The 20,232-nt window shown below is 59.2% G+C and carries 15 protein-coding genes; 10 read left to right on the plus strand and 5 right to left on the minus strand.

The window, feature by feature from the left end; genetic code table 11:
* Positions 1–1,083 (minus strand): DUF1501 domain-containing protein (locus tag ACH2ED_RS12795; protein ID WP_395091580.1); only part of this gene is annotated, 1,083 nt, incomplete at its 3' end.
* A 3-nt stretch (positions 1,084–1,086) separates the two neighbouring features.
* Positions 1,087–3,993, minus strand: coding sequence for a PSD1 and planctomycete cytochrome C domain-containing protein (locus tag ACH2ED_RS12800; protein ID WP_395091583.1), 2,907 nt, complete (start codon positions 3,991–3,993; stop codon positions 1,087–1,089).
* Between the two features lie 101 nt (positions 3,994–4,094).
* Here ACH2ED_RS12800 and ACH2ED_RS12805 point away from each other — a divergent pair, with 101 nt between their 5' ends.
* Genes ACH2ED_RS12805 through ACH2ED_RS12825 form a run of 5 tightly spaced genes read left to right on the plus strand, consistent with a single transcriptional unit; the run spans position 4,095 to position 9,650 of the window.
* Positions 4,095–5,324, plus strand: coding sequence for an extracellular solute-binding protein (locus ACH2ED_RS12805; RefSeq protein ID WP_395091585.1), 1,230 nt, complete (start codon positions 4,095–4,097; stop codon positions 5,322–5,324).
* Positions 5,321–6,220 carry a carbohydrate ABC transporter permease gene (locus ACH2ED_RS12810; protein ID WP_395091588.1) on the plus strand — a complete coding sequence of 300 codons (900 nt, stop codon included), beginning with the start codon at positions 5,321–5,323 and terminating at the stop codon, positions 6,218–6,220. The genes ACH2ED_RS12805 and ACH2ED_RS12810 overlap by 4 nt, the downstream gene beginning before the upstream one ends.
* Complete coding sequence (locus tag ACH2ED_RS12815; RefSeq protein WP_395091591.1) at positions 6,217–7,026, plus strand: carbohydrate ABC transporter permease; 810 nt, start codon at positions 6,217–6,219, stop codon at positions 7,024–7,026. The genes ACH2ED_RS12810 and ACH2ED_RS12815 overlap by 4 nt, the downstream gene beginning before the upstream one ends.
* Positions 7,027–7,034: 8 nt before the next feature.
* Entirely contained in the window at positions 7,035–8,837 is a 1,803-nt protein-coding gene (locus ACH2ED_RS12820) for a hypothetical protein (RefSeq protein ID WP_395091594.1), read from the plus strand.
* Positions 8,838–8,894: 57 nt separating this feature from the next.
* Positions 8,895–9,650, plus strand: coding sequence for a hypothetical protein (locus ACH2ED_RS12825; protein WP_395091597.1), 756 nt, complete (start codon positions 8,895–8,897; stop codon positions 9,648–9,650).
* A 45-nt stretch (positions 9,651–9,695) separates the two neighbouring features.
* Here the strand turns inward: ACH2ED_RS12825 and ppgK are convergent, their stop codons facing one another.
* Positions 9,696–10,478 carry a polyphosphate--glucose phosphotransferase gene (gene ppgK, locus ACH2ED_RS12830; RefSeq protein WP_395091600.1) on the minus strand — a complete coding sequence of 261 codons (783 nt, stop codon included), beginning with the start codon at positions 10,476–10,478 and terminating at the stop codon, positions 9,696–9,698.
* 330 nt (positions 10,479–10,808) lie between these two features.
* Between ppgK and ACH2ED_RS12835 the strand changes: the two genes are divergently transcribed.
* From ACH2ED_RS12835 to ACH2ED_RS12855, 5 genes are all read left to right on the plus strand, one after another.
* Positions 10,809–13,394, plus strand: coding sequence for a glycosyl hydrolase 2 galactose-binding domain-containing protein (locus ACH2ED_RS12835; protein WP_395091603.1), 2,586 nt, complete (start codon positions 10,809–10,811; stop codon positions 13,392–13,394).
* A gap of 33 nt (positions 13,395–13,427) precedes the next feature.
* Entirely contained in the window at positions 13,428–13,934 is a 507-nt protein-coding gene (locus tag ACH2ED_RS12840) for a hypothetical protein (RefSeq protein WP_395091606.1), read from the plus strand.
* Positions 13,924–15,657, plus strand: coding sequence for a putative bifunctional diguanylate cyclase/phosphodiesterase (locus ACH2ED_RS12845; protein WP_395091609.1), 1,734 nt, complete (start codon positions 13,924–13,926; stop codon positions 15,655–15,657). Before ACH2ED_RS12840 ends, ACH2ED_RS12845 begins: the two co-directional genes overlap by 11 nt.
* Positions 15,658–15,696: 39 nt before the next feature.
* The gene (locus ACH2ED_RS12850; protein ID WP_395091611.1) at positions 15,697–16,935 is read left to right on the plus strand and encodes a DegT/DnrJ/EryC1/StrS family aminotransferase; all 1,239 of its coding nucleotides are present in this window, start codon (positions 15,697–15,699) and stop codon (positions 16,933–16,935) included.
* Positions 16,936–17,012: 77 nt separating this feature from the next.
* Positions 17,013–18,116, plus strand: a complete 1,104-nt coding sequence (locus tag ACH2ED_RS12855; RefSeq protein ID WP_395091614.1) for a matrixin family metalloprotease — start codon at positions 17,013–17,015, stop codon at positions 18,114–18,116.
* 52 nt (positions 18,117–18,168) lie between these two features.
* Here the strand turns inward: ACH2ED_RS12855 and ACH2ED_RS12860 are convergent, their stop codons facing one another.
* Positions 18,169–19,470, minus strand: coding sequence for a TlpA family protein disulfide reductase (locus ACH2ED_RS12860; RefSeq protein WP_395091617.1), 1,302 nt, complete (start codon positions 19,468–19,470; stop codon positions 18,169–18,171).
* A gap of 14 nt (positions 19,471–19,484) precedes the next feature.
* Positions 19,485–20,060, minus strand: a complete 576-nt coding sequence (locus ACH2ED_RS12865; protein ID WP_395091620.1) for a helix-turn-helix domain-containing protein — start codon at positions 20,058–20,060, stop codon at positions 19,485–19,487.
* Positions 20,061–20,232 lie beyond the last annotated feature (172 nt).

Raw genomic sequence — 20,232 nt, forward strand, 5'->3', positions numbered from 1 at the left:
TAAGTCCGTGATCAGTGCCCAAGAAGCTCTATCGCACTCGACGGCGGCCTGTGTGATGGCGTTCTTGACGCCGCCGTGGTGATCCCAGCCGCGGTGGTACAGCTGGATAAAGCGCACGCCGCGCTCGGCTAATCTTCGGGCGAGCAGGCAGTTGCTCGCAAACGTGCCGTCGCCAGGCTTTTTCACGCCGTAGAGATCCAGGGTCGCCTGAGTCTCGTTTCCCATCTCGGTCAGCTCCGGCACCGATGCCTGCATCTTGAAGGCAAGCTCGTACTGCGCGATACGGGTGGCGATCTCCGGGTCGGTTTTCCCCTTATCTTCGGCGAGCATCCCATTGAGCCGCGCAATCTCCTCAACGACCAAGCGCTGCGTACTCTGGCAGACGCCTTCCGGGCTCCCGACAAAGTGCACGGCATCGCCGCGTGTTTGGAGCTGCACGCCCTGGAACTTGCTGGGCAGAAACCCCGACGACCACTGCCGCGCCGAGACAGGCTGCGCCCCGCCACGCCCCTGCGATGTTAGCACAATAAAACCGGGAAGGTTCTGCGTGGTGGCTCCAAGGCCATAGAGTACCCAGGAGCCCATAGACGGACGACTCTTGAGAATTGAGCCCGAGTTCATAAAGGCATGCGCCGTGTCGTGGTTGATCTGCTCGGTCACCATGGACTTCACGACACAGATCTCATCGGCGAGGCTTCCGATGAGGGGAAGCGCGGTGCTTAGTTCTAGGCCGCTCTTGCCGTAGCGCATAAACTCATGCTGCGGCCCGAAGGCTTTTAAGACCGTGTTCTGGAGCTGAGCAAGCTGCTGGCCTTTCGTAAAAGACTCAGGGAACGGCTGACCGTGCAGCTCGCGCAACTTCGGCTTCCAGTCAAACGTCTCTAAGTGGCTCGGGCCGCCCGCCATGCACAAATGAATGACACGCTTTATCCTACCCCCCGCCCCCCGCCAGGCGGGGGAGTTTTGGGCCTGCGCTTCGCGTCCGAGTAGTGCCCCTAGCGCCAGTCCGCCCACACCGTAGGCAGACTGCTTTAAAAAAGTGCGCCGGTTGACGCTTCGGACAAATTCTTGTTCATCAAACATAACTTAGTACCTCGTGATGGTCTCGTGCAGGTTCAGTACGACGCGGCAGACACTGGTCCAGGCGGCGAGCTCAGGCGCATTGCCTACGGGAGTGGGCGCAAGGCCAATAGCGAGCAGCTTCTTCGCATCGTCGGGGCGAGTGGCGTACTCGGTGCGGACTTTGGCAAGAAAAGCCAGCAACGAGACTTTCTCCTGTGGCTTGGGGCTGCGAGCCAGGGCTCGCTGATAGATTTCAGAGAGTTTAGCGTCGTCGGTTTTGGCTTTCAGGCTTGCCGCTAAGACACGGGCTGCCTCGACAAACTCAGGGTCGTTGAGTAGGGTCAGCGCCTGCTGGGGCGTGTTGGCCTGCGTGCGCGTGCAAGACGGCTCGTCACGATTGGGAGCATCGAAGCTGGCGAGCATGGGGTGCAGAAACGTCCGCTGCCAGTGCATGTAGACCCCCCGCCGCCACTGTGAGCCATTGGTGTCTGAGGCGTAGTCACGGTCGGGGAACTGCAGCGGGGCGTAGTAGCCAGCGGGCTGATAGGGCTTAGCCGGTGGCCCTCCAACCGATTTATTGAGAAGTCCCGCAATTGCCAGCGCATTGTCGCGCACAAACTCGGCTTCCAGTCGCCGTGGGTTTTGCGACGCCAACAGGCGGTTCTGTGGATCGCGCGCACGCTGCAACGCACTACTCTTTGATGACTGCTGGTAGGTACGGCTCAGCACGAGCTGCTTGACCGTCCGCTTGATGTTCCAGTCTTTTTGAAAGTCCCGCGCCAGCCAGTCCAGAAGCTCCGGGTGGCTGGGCGGCTCACCCTGCCCGCCCACATCTTCAACGCTCGCGGAGAGCCCGACGCCAAAAAAGTGCTTCCAGAGCCGGTTCACAAAGACCCGCGCCGTGAGCGGATTGTTCTTGTCCATCAGCCAGTTGGCAAGCTCCAGCCTATTTTCCGCCCCCCCAGCCCCCGCTCGGCGGGGGAGGAAGTTTGGTGTCGCGGCAACAGCCACAGGCGCGGTCTCATCCTGCCAGTTGCCGCGCGGCACGACGCGCAGAGTCAGAGGCGTTTTAGCGCGCTCCGTCACCATCACGGGTGTACGGCCACTGCGGTAGTTGATAATTTCGGCTTCCAATCCCCTGGCTTTAGCAAAAGCATCCGTGTCGGAGGCTGTGGCGAGAAGATAGTCCCGAGGCGTGAGCGACTTATCGGGAAGCGTCAGACCGTCGGGGTCACGCGGCACGAGCGGCGAGGCACTGAGGCGAAAACTGGCGAGATCACAGTTGGGCAAGGTAGCACGCAGGCGCTCGCCATCCGCGAGCGTGATCGGCTTATCGAGACGATAGACAGCCATCTGTGACGAACTAGACTCCGTATCAGCGAGCTTCCAGCCCCGATGCACTCCTAGCAGCGCAAAAGAGTTCCGGTAGATCGGTTCGAACGTGCTCGCGGCAGCATGGCGAACAGCGATATTACGTGGCTTGCCGTCTTTACTCACAATCGCAAGGCTCAAATTCACGGTCTCGGAGCGCACACCTTTTCGGAAGAGACTCTTTTCGATGGGCAAAAGCTCTAATCGAACACTGGCGAGCTGCCGTGCCTTGGGCAAAAACTCCCGCACGGCATCGAGCGCTTTGTTGCCCGTGAGCACCACACGCTCATCGCTCTCCCAGCCGTCAGGGTTGGCCTGGACATAGGCATTGAGCTCTCCCAGCCAGCTCTGACTCACCAGGAGTGGCGCGGCCAGTGCGTCAATCTCGTGCTGCTTCTGGGCGATCTGTGCCTTGAGGTACTTGCTCTCCACTGTAATTTCGGGGAAGAACGGATAGTCGTTGTTGACGCCGCGCAGGTCCGGGTTGGGAGTGTAGCCGTAGTCGGCATAGACCCCCCATTGTTTAACATCGGCAAAATAGGCGGCCAGTGCATAAAAATCTCGCTGTGTAAACGGATCGTATTTGTGGTCGTGGCACTCCGCACAGCCCGTCGTCATGCCCATCCACGCCATCCCGACGGTGCGTACGCGATCCGTGGCGTACTTGTGCAGATACTCCTTGGGCTGCGCCCCGCCCTCACGGGTGACCATGTTCAAGCGATTGAAACACGTCGCCGTGAGCTGGCTCGGAGTCGGGTTTGGCAGGAGATCTCCTGCGAGCTGCTCACGCGTAAATCTATCAAAGGGCATGTTGGCGTTAAAAGCATCAATCACCCAGTCTCGATAAGCCCAGGCGTTCATGTTCTGGTCGCCATGGTAGCCCACGGTGTCGGCATAGCGCACCATGTCCAGCCACGGTACCGCCATGCGCTCCCCATACGCCGCCGAGGCAAGAAGCGCATCTACGAGTTTTTCGTAGGCGTCAGACCGCACGTCCGCCACGAACACCGCCACCCGCTCTTGTGTTGGCGGCAATCCCGTTAAGTCCAAGCTCACACGCCGAATCAGGGTTGCTTTATCAGCTTGCGGCGCAGGCGTTAGCTTCTCTTTCGCCAAGCGCATCCGGATATATTTATCTATTCCTCCTGAGGGAAGTGGACTAGCGGGCAAGAGTGCCTGCCAGGCCCAGTGTCCCTGGTACTTCGCGCCCTCGCCAATCCAGCGCATCAAGAGCCGCTTTTGTGCCGCCGTGAGCGCTTTGTGCGAGTAGCTCGGTGGCATCTGCAACCGATCACCCTCGGGCTGATTGATGCGCCGTACCAGCTCGCTGCCCAGAATATCGCCTGGAACGATGCTTTTATTAGGCTGATCCAGGCGAAGATTTGCAATACGTTTGTTCTTGTCGGGCCCGTGGCACGCAAAGCAGTTGTCCGAGAGAAGGGGGCGAATATCACGGTTAAAACCAACCCGCTCTGACTTTTGTGGTGCGGCGAGCGCTGCAAAGCTCATCAAACTGGCAAGGGCGAGCACTGCCAGCTTACCGTGCGAAAGAAAGATCATAGAAGCATTGTAGACGCTGCATTTCTTACCGTCAATACACTGCACAATAAAAGCCTTGTCTGATCTGTGCACTGACGCTAGTATTACGCTAGTATGTGCCCATGCGCACCGCCGCTCTCCTTGCCCTCGCTCTTGCCGCAGGCTGCAAAAACTCTCCGTCCAGCAATCGGCTGCGTGTCTGGAGCATGTGGGGCGGCGATGAGGAAGAGGTCTTTCGCAACGTTCTTCGTGCCTACGACCCCACAATAACAAACCTGCCCTCCGTGAGCGACGATAAAACTATCCGTGCCCTAGTGGCTGGCGCTCCTCCCGATCTCTTCACTCTCAAAGACCCCTCAGCGCTGGGTGCACTCGCCGCCAACAAGGCACTTCGCCCCCTGGATGAGCTCTTTGCCGCCGCCGGGCTCAAAGACGCGGACTTTACGCCGGGCGCACTGAGCCAGTGCCGCTTCCGAGGCAAGCTCTACGCGATTCCTTATTTACTAGACTGCATGGTGCTGCTCTACAACAAAAAGCTCGTGAAAGAGCCACCGCGCACGCTCGAAGAGCTAGAGGAGCTTTGCAAACGCCTCACGAAGCGCGATAGCACCGGGCGCATCACCCAGATCGGCCTGCGCCCTCCGGAAGCCGTCCAGTTACTTGGAGCCGCCGGGGCACAGTTTTGGGACGAAAAAACCGAGCGCCTTACCGCCGATGATCCACGCAGTATCGAAGGAGTACGCTGGTACAAACGCCTGATGGACGCGCAGGGCGGCAACGAGGCCGTGGAAGCGTTTTCGGCGGGCTTTGCGGAGGACATGGGCTCCAGCAATCCCTTTTTTAAGGGCCTAGCCGCCATGGAGTTCTCCGGTCAGTGGAACGCGAACTGGGTCTTTAAGTACACCCCTGGCGAAGAGATCGGAGTCGCACCGCTTCCCTACCCCGCAGACTCTCCCAAGCTCGCAGGCACGGCTTGGCTGGGTGGCAATCTCTTCTGCCTGCCGAGCGAGGGTAAGCAAACCGACGTTGCCTTTGCGTTTCTCAAGTGGAGCCAGACCCGGGCGGGGCAGCTCACGTTTGCCAGCACGATGCACGGGGTTCCTAACCAGCGCGCTATCTTGCAAGAGCCCACACTCCGAACCGGTGCTCCCTGGCGACCGCTCTTTGCTCGGTTTTTAGACCTAGCCGACAGCCCCCGCGCCAGCCACTTCCCCGTGCTTCCGGTCGCCGCTCTCTACCAAAGCGAGCTCACGGCGGCCTGCGACGCGGTGCGTTACGGCAGGAAATCTCCGCAGGATGCCCTACGTCAGGTGCAAGCAAAAGTCTCCCGCGAGCTGGAGAAGTATAGATGACCTCTTCCCCCCACCCTCCCACCCGGCGGGGGGACAAAGTGGCTTATCTGTTCCTCGGCCCCTGGCTGATCGGGCTCGTGGTCTTTACGATTGGCCCCGTGCTCGCGACACTCTTTCTGAGCTTCACGGACTACCGCGTGCTCTCGCCACCGCGCTGGGTGGGTTTAGAAAACTACAAAGAGCTTTTCACCGACACCGAGACATTCTGGCCCTCTCTAGGAAATACGGCGTTCTTATTTTTAGAGCTTCCTCTGGCACTAACCATTGGGCTGGCACTGGCGCTCCTGCTCAACCAGAAGCTCAAGGGAATGGCGCTCTTTCGGACGATTTTTTACCTGCCTTCCCTGGTGCCCACCGTGGCAAGCTCGATGCTCTGGCTCTGGCTACTCAATCCGGAGCATGGGCTGATCAACGAGGCGCTGCGTGCGCTGCATCTCCCGACACCCACCTGGCTTGCCTCACCGCTCTGGGCAAAACCCGCGATTATTCTGATGGACTTATGGGGCGTGGGCGGAAGCATGGTGATCTATCTTGCCGCGCTTCAAGGCGTCCCCCAGGACTACTACGAAGCGGCGGAGCTGGATGGGGCAAACGCCTGGCAGCGCCTGCACCACATCACTCTGCCCGCGCTCTCCCCGGTGATCTTTTTCAATCTCATCTTAGGCGTGATTGGCACGTTCCAGTACTTCACCCAGACTTTTCTCATGACCAAGGGCGGCCCGGATAAAGCCACGCTCTTTTACGCACTCTCTCTCTACCAAAATGCCTTCGAGTTCTTCCGTATGGGCCTGGCCTGCGCGATGGCGTGGGTGCTGTTTCTACTGACAGTTCTGGCCACTTGGCTTGTCTTTAAGAGTTCCGCACGCTGGGTCTACTACGAAGGAGAAAAAGCATGAAAGGGCTTCGCTACGGGCTTCTTATCGCGCTCTGCCTACTCTTTTTAGCGCCGTTTGCCTTCATGGTAGCAACCTCGCTCAAGACACCCGAGAAGATCTTCACCGCAACTATGGAGTGGCTCCCCCACCCGGTGATCTGGAAGAACTACCCGGACGCCATTGCCCGTTTCCCGTTCTGGCGCTACGTGGGCAACACCCTCTTTATCTGCGCATTGACTGTTTTAGGAACCTGCCTCTCGTCGTCGCTCGCAGCCTATGCCTTTGCCCGGCTACGCTTCAAAGCGCGGGAACCGCTGTTCTTTGTGATGCTCGCGACGATCATGCTGCCCTCACAGGTGACACTCCTCCCGACCTTTCTGCTCTTTCGTACGCTTGGCTGGTCGGGGTCATGGCTCCCACTGATCGTCCCCGCGTTCTTTGGCAACCCGTTCTCGATCTTTCTGCTGCGCCAGTTCTTCCTCACCATCCCGCAAGAGCTCTCGGACGCCGCTCGCCTAGACGGCTGCTCAGACTTTAGCATCTTCTGGCGCGTGATCCTGCCCCTCGCCCGCCCCGCCCTCGCCACCGTCGCACTTTTCGCGTTTCTGGGCGCATGGACGGATTTTCAAGGCCCGCTGATCTACCTTCACGATGAGCAACAGTACACGCTCGCGCTGGGCCTTCAGTCGTTTCTGGGTCGCCACGAGAGCCAGTGGAACTTACTCATGGCGACTTCTACCGTCATCACTCTCCCTCTGATTATCGTTTTTCTTCTCGTCCAGAAGACCTTTGTCAAGGGAATCGTCCTCAGTGGATTGAAAGGATAACTCTAGCAATGCTGCCTCCCGCTCCCGCCGCGATTACCGCGCCCGCTGCCTCGTATGGCCAGCTCGTCTCCCGCCAGTTTGCGACACTCCCCACCGACGCTCCCAAGCCGCCGCCTTCGGACAGGGGCCGGGGGGCGGGAATAGAGCTTCCTATCTCGTTCAAGCCACACCAGCCGCAGATCGAGGAAGACACGGAGGTGGTGCAGGCGATCTCGGATGGCAAAGGACACTGGTATCTCGCCACGACATTCGGGCTGATGCTGACAAACGGAAAAGACTGGTGGCAGCCGATAGACCACAAAGACGGCATGCCACAGATTCGGATGACCAGTGTAGCGCTTGCAAGCAATGGGGATGTCTGGGGGGGCACACAAAACGGTGTGTGGCGGCTTCGTGAGGGGAAGTTCCGCTACTTTGCGAGCAAGCGCTGGCTCCCCAGCGACTCTGTCAAGCGGGTCTGGTGCGATACCAAAAACCGCTGTTGGGTAGAGACCGAAGCGGGGTTTGCCTGTATCGAAGAGAAGCCGATGACACTTGCCGAGAAAGCGGCACACTTTGAGACGATCACGGCGAGCTATCACAACCGGCGCGGCTATATCTCAGACTGTAGCTACAAAGTCGCTGGAAAGCCCGAGCTCGGAACCATCCACAATGCAAGCGACAACGACGGCCTCTGGACGGCGATATACCTGGGGGCAGAGTGCCTGCGCTACGGTGCGACCAAAGACCCGGTAGCCAAGGCTCTTGCCCAGAAATCCCTTCATGCTCTGCTGGAACTAGAGCGCCTCTCGGGGATTTCCGGCTTCCCCGCCCGCGCCACGCTCACCGACGAGGAGCTGAAAGCCGGAGCCACAGGGCTCAATCCGGAGGACAAAGTGAATATTCCGGGCGACAATACCCCGGTCTGGTTCCGCTCGCCCATCGAGAAAAGTGTTTGGGTAAAGGGCGACACATCGAGCGATGAAATAGACGGTCACTACTTCGCCTGGTTCCTCTACGCCGAGCATGTGGCAGATGCTGCGGAGAAAAAGCGCATCGCGGCGACGTGCAAGCGGGTGACGGATCATATTCTGGATCACAACTTCACCCTCATTGACCACACGGGCCGGGCAACCCGCTGGGGCCACTGGGAGCCCGCCCTGATCAACGACAGCCCCCGCTGGAAAGAGGAGCGCGGCCTCAATGCGCTGGAAATTCTCTCACACCTGAAAGTCGCGTTTCATCTAACGGGAGAGAAACGCTACGACGAGGCCTATGAAAAACTCATCAAAGACCATCACTATCTCTTAAATACGCTCAACTACCGCAAAGGCAATCCCTGGTGGAAGCTCAATCATAGCGACGATGAGCTTGCCTATCTGGCCTACTACCCGCTGATGCTGCTAGAGAAAGACCCGATGCGCAAGCAAATCCTCTCTCAGAGCATCGCCAGAACGTGGGAGCCCTCACCAACGGAGCAGACGATCAAGGCCGAGGCCAGCCCGTTCTATAATTTTACGTATGGCGCGGTGACAGGCAATCCTTGCGATGTGGAGAGTGCACTTATCTCGCTTCAGGACTGGCCACTGGAGCAGACCGACTGGACAATGGTTAATAGTAAGCGCATGGACATCACGCTGCGGCTTCCGCCGGGCGGTGGACGCAATCGCATGGAGACAGACCGTGTGCTCTCCCCGGCGGAGCGGCGTGTCACGCGCTGGAACGCCTGTTACTGGGAGGCGGATAGTGGTGGTAACGGCAAGAGCGCGGACGATCCCGGCGCGTGGCTGATCGGCTACTGGCTCGGGGTCTACCACGGCTATCTCAAGTAACTCTCGCGGAATGTTGCGCATCGCTCGTCTTAACTCACTGGAGGAAATTTAACCCTAATGAACTACGCCCTACTCGCCAGCGCTCTCTTGCTGGCTCCCACACTTGCTCACCCTCAGCAGAGCCCTGATGCCCCACGCGCAAAATCTGAGCGCGAGGTTCGTGAGGTCGCCGTTAGTGTGATTGTCCGTCAGCTCGGCCAAGACAGTGGCCAGAACGTACTGGTAGACTCCAGCCTCGCCGCACTCAAGGCTCCTGCACTCGCCAAAGCCACCACAAAAGAGAATCTGGAAGAGCAGCTTGATAGCTTGCTCCGCAAGCTTCCTGATGGCACGGCGTGGGCCAAGCTCTACCTGCCCAAGCCACAAGAAGGCAAGCGCTACGCCGCCGACAATCTCTCGCGCTACGCGATGGCGCAGGCCGGGCTCTTTGGCGGTAAAGTCGGTGCCTCGAAGCCCGGGATGGTGGAGGTCATGGGCCGCCTGATGACCCAGGCGGAGGCGAACCCGCTGATCCAGAAATTGGATTTAGTGCCCTACTATATTTTGAGCAACCCCCGACGACCCGCAATGGCCTTCGGAGGGCCTAGTGGCAACGGAGCGGGCAGCCCCTTCGGCGGTGCCAATATCTCAGACTTACTCATGAAGCAGCTCGGCGTGAGCGACCTGAAGGATGTCCCCAGTGGCAGCTACAAAGTCCAGCTCCCTGGCCCTGATGGAAACCCCGTGACAGCGGATGTGAAAGTCAACAACGAGGGAGGCAATACCAGTATTGCCGTTCGTATCGGGCAGACAAGCACAATCCCGCCACAGTAAAGGATACCTAGCTCCGCCCTCAAAGTGGAATGGAGCCGGGATCTGCTACAACCGGGCGGCGGCCCAGAGCGCGGCGCCGACGATCCCGGCTTCGTTTTGGAGCGCGGCAGGAACGACGGGCGTTCGCAGTGAGAGGAGGGGGAAGAACTTATCGGCCTTCTTGCTGACGCCCCCGCCGACGATGATCAGATCGGGCCAGAAAAGATTCTCGATGGCGGTGAGATAGCGATTCACGCGCTTGGCCCACTTTTCCCAGGAGAGATCCTCTCGCTCACGGGCGGAGTCGGCGGCGTAGGTCTCTGCGTCCATTCCCTTGAGCTCGATGTGCCCCAGCTCAGTGTTGGGAATCAGCTTGCCGTCTAGAATTAGCGCGGTGCCAATTCCCGTGCCCAGCGTGCACAGAAAGATCAAGCCGTCTTTGCCCTTGCCCTCGCCAAACGTGGCCTCCGCGAGTCCTGCGACATCGGCGTCGTTGCCAATCGCCACTGGAGAGCAGCCCGTGGCCTCGGCGATCATCCCAGCGGCATCTTTACCGATCCAGCTCTTGTCAATATTGGCGGCTGTCGAGACCGTGCCGTACTTCACCACGGCGGGAAACCCCACGCCAATAGGCCCCTTCCAGTCGAAGTGCGCCACGATCTGTGCCACGGTTGCCACCACGGCCTCGGGAGTGGCGGGCTGTGGCGTCTCCAGTCGAAAGCGCTCCCCAATGAGCTCGCCCGTAGTCACGTCCACCGGGGCTCCTTTAATGCCCGTCCCGCCAATATCAATGCCTAAAATAATCGTCGGTCTCACTGCCGCCGCTACTGCCGTTGCTCGTCGTGCCATAGTGCCCTCCGGGGCAGTAATTTCGGTGCAGGCTATCAAAATTCCTCTCTAATGCGTTCTTGAGAGTCTCGGGATCTCGGCGACGGTGACTTTTGCGGAGTCAGAGCGCTACCTTCCGACGTGCCATCCCGGTCAGATAGGCACGCATAAGGATAAGATAGCGCCCAGGAAGCTCCGCAGGAGTTGGCTGCGTCTGTGATGTGGCTGTCCAGTGTGCCTTTCTCACCATTGCAGTTTATCCTTTGCTGAGGTTGGAATAATTTTACGGTGTCCCCACCCTCGTGGAGCTTGAATTCAGCCCCGGCGTCGGGTACAACGCAGGGGCTTTTCATGCAACTAACCTCAACTTTCCTTGACAGCGGCTGGGAGCTGGCCGAGCGCCTTCCCGCTGGCCGCGACCTCTCTCTTCTCTCCGGCGGCGAGAAACTCTGGATTCCTGCAACGGTTCCTGGTCATGTCCACACCGATCTGGTAAAAGCGGGCGTCATTGCGGATCCCTTTAAGCGCCTTGCGGAGTGGGGCGCACGCTGGGTGGATGAGTCGGACTGGACCTACCGGACAAGTGTCTTTTTGAACGCCGAGCGGCTTGCAGCACGCGGCACGGGGGGCAGGCATTTCCTGCACTTTGCGGGCCTCGACACACTCGCACGGGTTTTTCTCAACGGCAAGTATCTCGGTCAGGCCGACAACTACCACAGAGCCTGGCGCTTCGATGTGACAGAGCATCTCAAGGAGGGTGAGAATGAGCTTCGGGTTGAGTTCGACTCCGCACTGCGCAGGGGCCGCGAGAAAGCCGCAGCCTATATCGGCGATGGGAGCAGCGACCGGGGCAAGACCACGTACTTTAACTTTCCTCCCCGCGCGTTTGTGCGTAAGCCGCAGTACATGTTCGGCTGGGACTGGGGCCCGGAGCTGGTCTCCTGCGGTCTAAGTGGCTCGGTCGAGCTGCTCACGGTTCCCGTTGCGGAGATTCTCCACTGGAAGATGAACTACACTTTCATTAGCCCCAGTGTGGTAGACATTGACTTTGCCATCACGCTCCGGAAATACGACAGCCAGCCGCTTACCGTGAAGGCCGTGCTCTTTGCATCGGGGGATACCACGCCCTCCACGGTGCTTGAAGGGCCTGCGGGCGAGTACACAGTGCCACTCCAGATGCGCAGCTTTGTCACCGAGCGCTGGAACCCCAACGGCGTGGAAGGCCCCCGAAAGCGCCATCTTCTCAATCTGCGCCTGCTCACGGTTCCCGAGGACGCAGGCGATGCGCCTGAGCCGCTTCATCACCTCGCGGCGTCGGTGGGCTTCCGCACCGTGGAGCTAATCCAGGAGCGCGATTCCCCCCCCGCCCCCGATAACGGGGGAGCCAGTGTTGGCATAGGTGAGTCGTTTCAGTTTAAAGTGAATGGCCAGGCGCTCTTTATTAAAGGCGCGAACTGGATTCCCGATCACAGCTTGCCCACCACGATCACTAAGCACCAGCTTCGCCAGCGGCTCACGGCGGCGTGCGCTGCGGGCTTTAATATGCTCCGAGTCTGGGGCGGTGGCCTCTACGAAACCCTGGACTTCTACAGCCTCTGCGATGAGCTGGGGATTCTGGTCTGGCAAGACTTTGGCTTCGCGTGCGCAACCTATCCCGACGATGACCCGGCGTTTGTGGAGAGTGTCCGCGCGGAGGCGATCGCCAATGTCCGGCGGCTCCGGCACCACCCGAGCCTGGCGCTCTGGTGTGGTGGCAATGAGAACGTTGAATTGCACCAGGGGCGCTGGTCGGGAAAAGATCAGGCGACGAAGTTCTACGGCGAAAAACTGATCCTCGACACGCTGCCCGAGGTGCTGAAAGCCGAAGACCCCAAGACTCCGTACTGGCCTAATTCCCCCTACGGCGGCGTGGACTGCCGGGATGAGAACAGCGGCGACAGTCACTACTGGAATGTCTGGCACTCCAAAGAGCCCGGCTCCAATGGCGACTGGAGCAACTACGAAAAGTGCGACACGCGCTTCTCCAGCGAGTTTGGATTCGCCGCGCCCGCAGGGCTGACGGCGTGGAAGCACTCTCTCGCCCCCGAGGATCTCACCGTGCGCTCTTTGGGATCCCGCTGGCACGACAAGACGCGCAAGGGCTACGAGACCTACCTGGGTTTTATCAAGATGCACTTCCCAGAGCCGCAGTGCTTCGCGGATCTGGTCTACTTTGGCCAGTGTAACCAGGCGCTGGCGTTTGCTTTTGGAATTGAGCACTGGCGACGGCGCAAGGGACGATGCGGGGGCACGCTTTTCTGGCAGCTAAACGATTGCTGGCCCACCCACTCCTGGGCTGTGATTGATAGCAGGGGCGAACCCAAGCTGGCCTACTACGCCATCAAGCGCGCCTACGCCCCTCTCTTGCTCTCCTTGCGGCGGGCGGGGCGCTCTATCGAGGCGCATTTGGTTAACGACCAGCACCAGGATATCCCAGGACAGCTCAGCGTGCAGCTACTAACGTTTGAGGGTGAGCCGGTCTCACTGGCGGAGCAAGCTGTCACGGCTCCAGCCAATGCAGCCTCGGGAGCCCAGCTCGCGCTCGCCATCCCCGGCTTTATCGCGGATGCCGGCACCGATGTCTTCGTCCATGCCCTCTTCCGCCCCGAGACCGGCGAGCCTATCGAGAGTTTCTTGCTCCTAGCCGATCCCAAAGACCTTCGCCTGGCCGATCCTGGCTTCCAAACACAGGTCGGCGAGCACTCTGTCACGATCAAGGCGCAGCGCTTCGCCGCGTTTGTCACCCTTTCTTTTGAGGGAGTCTCTCAGCAACCTCAGCTCTCTGACAACGGGTTCTTTCTCGCACCGGGCCAGAGTCGGACGATTTCTGTCAGCCATCTGCCAGATCACCAGACACTAGCGCAGCTTGCGCCGCAGCTCCGTATCCGCAGACTCTAAAAGTTTATAATTTCTACCGATAATCCCGGCAGAATGTTAAGTGCGCAAACCGAATATCACAGCTCAGGCGCACTACCTCGGGCACTGGCCCAAGCGCGTTGCCTTATCTGGCAGGCCCGTGTGAACCGGCTCCCCATTACCAGTACCGAATCCGAAGTACAAGCGCAGGCCCAGGGGACACGCGAACTCGGTATGTATTTCCGCTGGGGCGAGGCATCGGCACTCGATGAAGAGTCCGCTCAGCGCTGGCTTCCTATCCCGCGCAAGGCCGAGCATAACTACGCGGTTGATCTCTACCTGGCACGCTCCCGGGAAGATCGCGCGCGGAGTATCCATGCGAGTGTGGCCGCACTGACTCAGGGGCGAAGCTCCTACGCACTGGAGTTCGGGATTCGTCTGGAAGACGGTTCCTCCCGCTGGCTCCATGAGGAAGTGCAGATACTGCCACAGGCGGACGATCGCTGGCTGCTAGTTGGAATCTGCCTGGATCAATACAGCCCAGCACCTCGCGGAGGAACGGCAGCGCCGCATGCTCACTAGTCTGCGAGGCCTTTTCTGGCAGGCACGGGTCACTCAGGTTCATGATGCACAGGGCCATGACACACTTAACTGGGATATCTGGATTCTGGATGAGGAAGCAGCACTCCGCTGGCTCCCGATCCAGCGGCAGCCGAGCAAGCTTTTTGTGGATGACTTTTACCGGGTACGCTCAGCAGAGGTGCGCCTGGCCAACAATCAGCTCTCCACCCAGACAATCTTTTCTGGAGGCACCACCTACCAGCAAGAGTTTCCCATCCCCCTCGCCGATGGCTCCCTCCGCTGGCTACGCGAGGATGTTCAGATTGAGTCGCTCAGCCCCGGAGTCTGGGAGCTGACGGGCATCTGTATAGATGTCACGGATCACCATCTCTCCGAGGAGCTGCTCGCCTACCGTGCCTTACACGACCAGCTCACCGACCTGCCCAATCGCCGTGCACTCCAAGGGCGCCTGGAGACACTTCTGGGCTCGGACCAGAGCCACCCGGCACTCTTGTTCTTGGATTTAGATAACTTCAAGGTCATCAATGACAGCCTGGGACACCAAGTCGGCGACAGCGTTCTTCAAGCGGTCGCTCAGCGGCTTCAAGACGCACTCCCCGACACGGCGGAGCTGTTCCGTCTTGGGGGCGACGAGTTCACGATTCTACTGCCTCATACCCCCGTCTCCGTACCTCCTACGGAGCTTGCTCGGCACATCCAGCAGCAGCTCAATGAGCGCTTTGAGATCGCCCAGCGTACGTTTATTCTGAGCGCCAGTATCGGAATCGCCGAAACCCTAACGGTAGATCCATCGGAGCTGCTTCGTCACGCGGATACCGCAATGTACCAGGCAAAAAAGAGTGGGAAATCACGCTATGCCGTCTTTGAAACCAGCCTGGAGACGAGCGCCCATACACGCTTCGAGCTGGAGCGGGAGCTACGTCGTGCTCTGGAGATCGGCCAGATCCACCCGTACTTCCAGCCCATTATTGACCTGGAGACGGGACAAGTTCTTAAACTAGAGGCACTGGCACGCTGGAAACACCCCGAGCGCGGCTTTATTCCTCCCACGGAGTTCATCCCTATCGCGGAGGAGACGGGCTTGATCCTGCCTCTGGGGCTGCATGTCCTAAGACAATCTTGCCTGACAGCGCACCACTGGCATCAGCTCGACCTGCCCGTCGGGATTAGCGTGAATGTCTCCGCAGTTCAGCTCAAAGACCCTCATTTCCTGGACTATTTGCACCAAGTGCTTGCACAGACGGGTGTTTCCCCCACCTCTCTCACCCTGGAGATCACGGAGACGGTTCTCATGGGCAATAGTGTCAACAATCTGCGCCTCCTGGAGCGTCTCACAAGGGAAGGGATTCAGCTCGCTATTGATGACTTTGGCACGGGGTATTCCTCAATGGCCTACCTGAGCGAGCTGCCTGTTCAGACTCTCAAGATTGATCGCATGTTTGTCCAGCAGCTCGCTGATGACTCTCACCAAAAACGTGGCAGTAAGGCCATTATCCGTGCGGTTGTGGCCTTAGCACGCTCGCAGCAGATGCAGGTCACGGCTGAGGGGATCGAGACGGAGCTCCAGCTTCAGCAGCTCCGCAGCCTTGGTTGTGATTTTGGTCAGGGCTACTACTTCGCACGCCCTCTGTGTTTTGAGGACGCCACTACGTTTCTGCAGCAGCAGCTCAGCGCTTTCAAGAGCCGCCCTCTGCTTCCGAACACACTACTTCGCGCCGCCTAGCAGGAGGTTTTCAATGCCGCCCTGTCGAACTCTTCGGCCATGGTAAGTACAGTCGCGCCCCCAAGTACACTAGCACTCCTCGGAGGCTCACCTCTCCACCCACAGCCTTGGCCGGACTGGCCGGTCTGGGATGGGCGAGAGGAGGAGGCGGTTTTGCGTGCGCTCCGCAGCGGGCACTGGGGCCGCCTCACAGGGCCGGAGGCAGCGGCTTTTGAGAGCGAGTTCGCGACTTTCCAGGAGTGCCGCTACGGGGTTGCCACCCCGTGCGGAACAACCGCGCTGAAGCTAGCACTTCTGGCACTGGGCATCCAGGCGGGCGATGAAGTCATTGTGCCGCCGTACACATTCGTCGCCACCGTGGGAGCCGTGATTCAGTGTAACGCGGTTCCGGTCTTTGTGGATATTCACCCGGATTCCTACTGCCTCGACCCCGCACGCGTCGCTGAAGCCATCACCCCTAAGACCCGTGCCATCATCGCCGTGCACCTGGGAGGGATGCCCGCCGATCTGGACGCTCTGTGCGCCTTCGGGATCCCCGTGATCGAGGATGCATCCCACGCACACGGCAGTGTCTACAAAGGCCGCAAGGTGGGTGGGATCGGGGCACTGGGCTGTTTCTCGTTCCAGGCCAGCAAAAATCTCAACTGCGGCGAAGGCGGAATCGTGCTTACCAACGATGAAGCACTCTATAAAAAAGTGCGGGCAGAGTCGGAGTGGGGCGCGGGTTCCAACGGCCAGATTCTGGGCAGTAACTTCCGTATGACCGAGCTCCAGGCGGCGCTGCTTCGGGCCCAGCTCACCCGCCTCCCCGAGCAAGCCGCCCGTCGGGATGCCAATGGAAAGACGCTCGACACGCTTTTGGCGCAAGTTCCTGGAATCCGTCCACTGCCCCGAGCCACTCTCGGCTGCTATGTGCACGGCTACCACCTCTATTCCTTCCGCTACGACGAAGCGGTTTGGGAGCTGCCGCGTGCCACGTTTATCCGTGCGATGCGTGCCGAGGGGATTCCTGTGGATCCCGGCTACGCCTCGCCTTTGTACGACTGGCCGGTCTTCGCCCACAAGCACTTCGGCCCCTGGGACGCGAGCCGGGGCGGCTTTGCAGCACCTGGGGTGCACCGTGCCAACTGCCCCGTGATGGAGCGTGTGAGCCATCACGAAGGCTGCTGGATCAAACAAAGCGCTCTGCTGGCGGAGAGCCAAGAAGTTCATCTAATTGCAGAAGCCACCCATAAAATCTGGAACAACCGCGATGTACTCGCCACTTTTCAGGGCTAGGCCTATGCGCACTGCCAATTTTGGGCTATAATGCACGAACGAATAAACGATTTCCCTAGAGATTCCCGGAGAAAACTATGCGACGCTATTTCTTAGCCCTTGCCCTTTCCAGCGCAATCGCGACAACGATGATTGGCTGTGGAGGCTCGACGGGAGGCGGCTCAACGACGCCTACTCCTGTCCCTACCGCCATTCCCACTGCGACACCCGTCCCCACAGCAACACCCGTCCCCACAGCAACGCCCGTCCCCACACCAGTACCCACTCCCACACCGACACCGGTTCCTAGCCGCAGCTATAAGTTGGCGGTGAGCGGCGCACGTGGCAGTGTCCCTCTCGCCGTGAACGGTGTCAGTAGTGGTGTGGTTCCGGGCACCTCCAGTAACATCTCAACCCTGCTCAGCGGTAGCAACCTCCTGGGGGCACCGGCCACCTATGGGGACCGCGCCTTTGTTGCCTGGCAGCATAATGGAACCAATTTCAGCACCACTCCCACACTCAATACACTGCCAAGCGATCTAGCCAATGGCGATACGATTACCGCACTCTACGGCCCCAGTGGCACCCGTTCCGGCCTGCTTACCCCCAACTACAATAAGACAGATTACTCTTTTTGGCCCAGTGCACAGCTCCCAGTGAAGATATTCTTCGATGCCTCTGTCTCGGTAGACCAGAAGACCCTGATGATCGAGGGAATCGAAAGGTGGACGAAGGCTCTGGGCAGCAGCATTACGTCTACCATCGTCGTTGCTGAGAGCGATGCCACTGTCGTCTTGAAAATGGGAGCCATCGCCACCGCGGTCGGCCAGACAGTCACAACCACCTCGTCGGCCACCCCTCCCAAACCGCTCATCAATGCGACTATTACCTTTGATCCCACCAAAATACCCATATTCACAACCCAGGCAAACCGCGATATTTTCGTCGCGTTGGTCGCCCATGAGTTCGGCCACGCCCTGGGAATCAATGGGGGAGGCGTTCAGGGACACAGTGATGATCCAAACGACATTATGTTCCAAACCCTGAGGGTTGACTCGGGCACGATCACGCTACGGGACATCAACACCATGATGAATATCTACAGCTTCATTTATGATGGCCGCCACCGCCCGGTCAGCCGCGCCCAAGCTACCGGCAAGCTTGTCACGCAGACCATCGCCTGCAACGTGCGCTGGCACTAAGGAATAAAAAAACGCCCCGCGAGCCAGGCTCGCGGGGCGTTTTTTTCTTTTGCTAGTCGAGGGGGATACCCAGTTTCTTGAGCGCGGGCTCTACTCCTTCGGGGATATCTTTGGAGCCTACAAATGTCGCCGCGACATTGCCGTTCTTGTCAATAATGTAGGTTGTTGGAATGCCACTGACATTGAAAAGCTTGCTTGCAATGGACATGGCGTTGTCTTTAGCGGCAACATCAAAGAGCAGTGGGAAGCTAAACTTCGCCTTGTTCTCTGGCACCCACTTGTCGTAGGCCGCCTTCTCATCCCAGACACAGACCCCAATCACGGTCACATCGCTACGCTCCTTGATCTTCTGCCAGGTCTTCTCGATATGGGGCATTGTCTGCATACACGGCCCACACCAAGTCGCCCAGAAGTCCATCACAACCACTTTACCCTTGAGATCAGAGAGTTTTAGGGGCTTGCCCTCAAGCGTGTAAACTGTAAAGTCTGGTGCAGGAGTGCCTGCGGTGAGCAGAGAGCGGCGTGGGGCGGCAGCTTTAAACAGCTTGCGCTCACTGGGGATCAGCCCGAGGCGCTCGCCGTTCGCGCTGATGCGCGCTTCGTAGACCTTGCCATCGAGCTCGAAGGGAGCGCGGGCCTCAATAGTCTGTTTCTTCTTGTCATCGCCTTCCAGGATCAGCCAGACGGGCCGCTGGACGGTTTTCTCAGGAAGAAGCTCACCGCGCTGGTTCACCGCCTTCCCATCGTCGTTGAGGCGCTTGTTGTAAAGGCCGTCGGCATCGTTTTCCACTAGAGCTACTTTGTAGGTCTTCTCGCCCAGCTTCAGCTCACCCATGCGGGCCGCCTCGCGGTAGTAGAGCAGCGTATCCACAGAGCTTGAGACAATCCGGTAGAGTGCCAGCCCATAGTCCGCTGTCGTCTCCTGGTTGTTACGCCCAGCGTACGTGGCCTTGGCGACGAAGCTATTCGTGCCGTAGACCGTGCGCCCCTGAGCCTCATTTTTCTTGATCCACTTACCATCGCCATCATCGGTCAGGTCGCCGTTGCCATTGGCATCAAAGTACATCTTGAACTCGCCGCCCACAGGCTCATCCACCACGGCGACATGGCTGGCCTTGGGGCCACTCCCGAGCTTGATCACCGCGTAGCGCGGCTTTCCCGCGTACGTCGGCTCCTTCGTGACTCCCTCAGGCTTTGTCTCACTCAGCTCCGTGCGAATCGGCATGTAGCCCAGCTTTAGCTCTTTGGCGCCGTCCGCTTTCAGGGTCAGTTGCGCCTGCGCGACGGGCGTTACCCGCTGTGCTTGCTGCTGTGCCATCAGGGCGAGTGGCAGAATCAGTGCTTGTAATATCATCTCTCAAGTTCCTTTCAGGCCCGCTCACTCTCGCGGGAGTCCACCCAAACCATCAATAAAATCACCGGAAGCTGTTCCTCGGTTGCCTCATCGGCAGGACCGTAGGAGTGGCGCTCCGCGCTCCAGAAAGTCGCCGCGTCGCCTTCGCCCAGCTCATAGGTGCGTCCTGCAACCGCCACTTTGGCGGAGCCACGCAGGCAAAAAACTAGCTCCTCACCCGGGTGTGTAGTTGACTCGCTCTCTCCGTAGAGCTCCATGATCGCCGCATTGACACGCCCTCCGGGGAGGCGGCAGCGTAGCGACGAGAGCAGTACGGATTCATCGGCAGCCAGGGGTTCACGCCCCTCTTCGGCCCGTGCATGCAACGCAATTGTCTGATCTTCGTCGGGCTCGGGTTGTGTGAGCTGAGCAACATGCACTCCCAGCGCCTCACAGACCCGGTTCAGTGTCGAGTACGAAGGGGTCAGCCCTTTTTCCAGCCGTAAAATCGTGTTCTTATTGACTCCAGCTTTATCCGCCAGGTCACGAACTGAGAAATTCTGGCGCTGGCGAATGCGCTGAATGCGCGCCCCAAGCGTCTGTGGATCCATAGGGTCTCAGTGTAGCCTATCCCCTCTACTGTGTCAATTAGTTCAGACAGTATTAACTCCAACTACCCCCGTAAGAGCCTAATCTTGTCCCATATCTTTTCCCGACAGGGCTGACATCGCCATTTGCCAGCCCTCTTCCAAACCATCTAAACGACGAAGCCCAAGCCACAAA

Origin of the sequence: Armatimonas sp. (genome assembly GCF_043757465.1) — a bacterium.
In the GTDB taxonomy this organism is placed as follows: Bacteria; Armatimonadota; Armatimonadia; order Armatimonadales; family Armatimonadaceae; genus Armatimonas.